Annotated in this window: 5 protein-coding genes and 1 pseudogene; all 6 read left to right on the top strand. The window is 66.0% G+C overall.

The genetic code is table 11. From position 1 onward, the window contains the following. The first annotated feature begins 414 nt into the window (after positions 1 to 414). Complete coding sequence (locus tag D472_RS0119475; protein ID WP_017606141.1) at positions 415 to 951, top strand: ATP-binding protein; 537 nt, start codon at positions 415 to 417, stop codon at positions 949 to 951. 6 nt (positions 952 to 957) lie between these two features. Further along, complete coding sequence (locus tag D472_RS0119470; protein ID WP_017606140.1) at positions 958 to 1,221, top strand: hypothetical protein; 264 nt, start codon at positions 958 to 960, stop codon at positions 1,219 to 1,221. Positions 1,222 to 1,284: 63 nt separating this feature from the next. Continuing rightward, positions 1,285 to 2,385, top strand: coding sequence for a cyclophane-forming radical SAM peptide maturase AmcB (gene amcB / locus D472_RS0119465; protein ID WP_239643011.1), 1,101 nt, complete (start codon positions 1,285 to 1,287; stop codon positions 2,383 to 2,385). A gap of 3 nt (positions 2,386 to 2,388) precedes the next feature. Then, complete coding sequence (amcA, locus tag D472_RS28735; protein ID WP_017606138.1) at positions 2,389 to 2,553, top strand: multiple cyclophane-containing RiPP AmcA; 165 nt, start codon at positions 2,389 to 2,391, stop codon at positions 2,551 to 2,553. A 9-nt stretch (positions 2,554 to 2,562) separates the two neighbouring features. Then, positions 2,563 to 3,117: a pentapeptide repeat-containing protein gene (locus tag D472_RS0119455; RefSeq protein ID WP_017606137.1), complete on the top strand. Its 555-nt coding sequence runs from the start codon at positions 2,563 to 2,565 to the stop codon at positions 3,115 to 3,117. 21 nt (positions 3,118 to 3,138) lie between these two features. Beyond that, positions 3,139 to 3,527, top strand: a pseudogene (locus tag D472_RS0119450) (tyrosine-type recombinase/integrase); the annotation flags it as partial.

The raw sequence follows: 3,527 nt of genomic DNA, 5'->3' as shown, positions 1-3,527 counted from the left end.
GCCAGGACGCCGCAGCGGTCCACACCCTGCTGGACGCCGAACGGCTCGCCCCCGAACTCATCCGCTACCACCCCGGAACAGCCGGGGTGCTGACCGAACTGCTGCGCAGGGAGCACCGGCGCTCCACCCCGGAACTGCGCCCCCTGGCCAGCAGGGCCGGAGTGGCCTGAGCCAACCCGCAAAATCCTGCGGGTCTTTTACCCTCCTGCGGCTGCAGAACCGTGCGCCGTCCGCGTCTTACGGTCACCGCATGTCACTCTCCCACTGCTCCCGACCCGCCGGGCGCTCACCACTTCCCGCCTTGATTCCTCAGCAGCCACGCCTTGGCCAACACCCTGCTCAGCAGGGCGGGGCTGCCCCTCGGCTCGGCCGGCCGGTCGTACACCCTCTGTTCGGTCTGCGGGAGGTGGCGGCGTGGCACAGGTGATCGAGGTGGACGTGGACCGGTTTCGCGCTCACAAGGCCCAGTCGGTGCAACGGCTTCCTCGGCGCACGAGCGATCCGCGCGCGAACACCCCGATCGCCACTAACACCGCCCAGCCGCAGCAGGCGGCAGCGGTCATCCTGCCTGGAGAACCGGAGCAGGCCGCGGTGATGCGACGCCGCATCCGCTCCCGGGCTGGCGCCATCGGTCTCATGGCAGAGACGTTGGTGCTGTTGGCCGATGAGCTCTTCACGAACGCCTTGCGCCATACCCGCAGCGGAGAACCTGGCGGCGAGGTCATGGTGGCTCTCTTCAAGCTCCCCGACCGATTCCAGGTCAAGGTCACCGACCAGGGCCCACGCGAAGGCGAGCACGTCTTCCCCTGCCCACGCCCGCTGGATGCGTGCACCGAGGGAGGGTTCGGCCTGCACCTGGTCGCCGCCGAGGCGAGCCGGTGGGGCACCCTCCGGGAGAACGGGCGCACCACCGTGTGGTTCGAGATCGACCGCCCAGCAAGACGGACCTGACCCCTCATGTCCTGGACACGCGCTGACGACACGCGCTTGTACGCCGATGCCGAACGTCTCCAGTACCACCTCGGAGCCGACTGGGTGGTTCTGTGGGGACCGGGATCGCGCCGCTTTTGGGCCTTCGCCCGCGCAGGCTCTCGTCCTCTGATCTTGTCCGATCCCACGATCGAAGGCCTGCGCCAGCAGGTTCGCAACGCCGGCTATTGGCAAACGCGTTCGACCTACGCCGTGACGCACACCCTCCAGACCGCACAGGTCACCCAATAGCCGTTGACCTGCCCCCACCGGCCTGGCCTGCCCGCCCTTGACTTCCTCTTGCGAGAAGGTGCCGTGATAGCCCCTCACTTCCACTCGGTGATCCTGCAACCCACCACGCTGTGCAACCTCAACTGCTCCTACTGCTACCTGCCGGTCCACGAGCGCAAGACCCGTACCGAGATGCCGATCGAGGTCGCCCAAGCCCTCGCCGCCGGCATCACGTCACAGAACACGAGCGAGGTCGTGGACGTGGTCTGGCACGGAGGCGAACCCCTCACCACACGTCGCGAGTACTTCCGCGACCTCGTGGAGGCATTCGAGCCCCTGCGCCGGAAGGGTCGGATCCGCCACTGCGTGCAGACCAACGCCACCCTCATCGATGACGCCTGGTGCGACTTCTTCACCAGATACGACTTCCGAGTCGGGGTGAGCATCGACGGCCCCGCGGCGGCGAATCTGTCCAGAGTGGATTGGTCGAACCAGCCGGTCTTCTCCCGCGTGGAACGCGGCATCTCCCACCTTCAAGCCCGCGGGATCGACTTCACCGCCATCTGCGTCGTGACCGCACAGACCATCACCCACCCCCACATCCTGCTCGACTTCTTCGAGGGCCTGGGCGCCAAAAGCGTCGGGTTCAACATCGAAGAACTCGAAGGCGCCAACGACGCCCGCCAGGACATCGACCCCGACCACGTCCGCCGCTTCTGGCGCACGATGTTCGACCGCATCGACAACGGCAGCGCCCTCCGCGTCCGCGAGGCCGACCGTCTCCTGGGCTACCTGGCCGACGTCAGGGCCGGACGCAAAGACCGGTGGGAAACCGTCCTGATCGACCCCATCCCCACCATCGGTACCAACGGCGACGTGGTCGTGCTCTCCCCAGAACTACTCGGCGTCAAAAACGCCCACTACGACGACTTCGTCCTGGGCAACGTCCTGAACGAGCAACTGCCCACCATCCTCACCCGCGCCCCACACACCGCCTACGTCCGCGAACACCTGAACGGCGTGCACCAATGCCGCCGCACCTGCGAGTTCTTCACCTTCTGCCAAGGCGGGCAAGCCTCCAACAAATACTTCGAAACCGGCCGCTTCACCACTACCGAAACCACCTACTGCCGCAATGCCAAACAGGAACTCGTCCGCGCCCTGGGCGAGAAGATGGGAGTGTGACCGATGACGACTCTGAGCGGACTTGAAGCATCCGAACGGGCCGCCGACCTGATCGACCGACTCCAACCGAGGACTCCGGTAGGGCTGTTCGATAACCGCGACACCTGGGACAACGTCGGCGGAGGCCCCTGGGACAACCGTTCGACGTGGGACAACTGGAAGAAGTAGGGGAACCCTGTGCAGACCGCCGAGATCCGGGGCGCGAAAGTGCTCCTGCCCAGCGACGACGAGCCTGCCGTGCGCGCCTGGCCCTACCCCAACCCGCTGGAAGAGGAGAAGGTCACCAACATCCACTTCGCCTCCCTCGACCTGACCTCACACCGCCTGGTGGATGTCACCCTGAGCCGGTGCCGGTTCACGGGCTCACGGTTGATGGGGGTGTCACTGGCGCGCGTTTCGATGACCGATGTGCTCTTCGAGGGTTGCCAGTTCGACTATGCCAGCTGGGAGCAGGTCAAGGTCACCGGTGATGTGGCGTTCGTCGGTTGCTCCTTCAAGGAAGCCGAGATCATCGGAAGCGACCTGCGCGATGCGGTCTTCGACGACTGCACCTTCGCCGCGGACATCAAGAACACCAAGATGTCCGGCGCCGACCTGCGCGGCAGCGACCTGTCGAACCTGTCCGGGCTGGCCTCGCTCCACGGCGCGAAGGTGACCGAGATCCAGCTCCGACAGCTCAGCGAGGTCATGATCCGCGATTTGGGCCTCACGATCGCGGAAATCCCGCTGTAGGCGGGGCGGCACCAGCAAGAGTGGTTGCACCCGCTGTTCCACCTCGTCGTCAAAGGGTTGCGTCGAGGTGAAGCGGTCGGTCTGCCCTGGTCCAACACCCGGTTGACGGATGCTGAGGCCGATATCCGTACCCAGGTGGTGCAGCTGTCCTGGCAAACGTTCACTTCGACCCCGAAGAGTGAGGCGGGTCAGCGCACCATCACCTTGGAGGCCGACACGGTGAAGGTGTTGCGGGGGTGGAAGAAGTTCCAGAACCAGGCCCGGCTCCAGGCAGGGGCTGAGTGGGCGGATTCGGGTTTGGTGTTCACCCGACAGGACGGGCAGGGGTGGCACCCCTCGCACGTCAGTGACTGGTTCGCCCGCATCGCACGGGCGGCCGGGTTGCCGCCGCTCACGTTGCACGGGCTCCG

This window comes from Nocardiopsis alkaliphila YIM 80379 (assembly GCF_000341005.1).
Classification (GTDB): domain Bacteria; phylum Actinomycetota; class Actinomycetes; order Streptosporangiales; family Streptosporangiaceae; genus Nocardiopsis; species Nocardiopsis alkaliphila.
Note: the sequence above shows the minus strand (reverse complement) of the source record. Positions and strands in the feature narration are given on the sequence as shown.